This is a genomic window from Flavobacterium potami, assembly GCF_020026915.1.
GTDB classification, from domain to species: domain Bacteria; phylum Bacteroidota; class Bacteroidia; order Flavobacteriales; family Flavobacteriaceae; genus Flavobacterium; species Flavobacterium potami.
The window spans coordinates 1-297 of record NZ_JAINUY010000026.1 but is presented as its reverse complement, the minus strand read 5'-3'; the positions used below and the strand labels follow the sequence as shown (position 1 = coordinate 297).

Annotated in this window: 1 rRNA gene; it reads left to right on the top strand. The window is 53.5% G+C overall.

The window, feature by feature from the left end:
• A 23S ribosomal RNA gene (locus tag K6T82_RS24130) occupies positions 1–297 on the top strand; the annotation flags it as partial.

The following is a 297-nucleotide window of genomic DNA, read 5'->3' as shown; positions in this document are numbered from 1 at the left end:
GCTAGTTCTCATGGAGCCGACGTTGAAATACCACCCTGGTGCGTTTGAGGTTCTAACCCAGGTCCCTTATCGGGATCGGGGACAGTGCATGGTAGGCAGTTTGACTGGGGCGGTCTCCTCCCAAAGCGTAACGGAGGAGTTCGAAGGTACGCTAGTTACGGTCGGACATCGTGACGATAGTGCAATGGCATAAGCGTGCTTAACTGCGAGACTGACAAGTCGAGCAGATGCGAAAGCAGGACATAGTGATCCGGTGGTTCTGTATGGAAGGGCCATCGCTCAACGGATAAAAGGTAC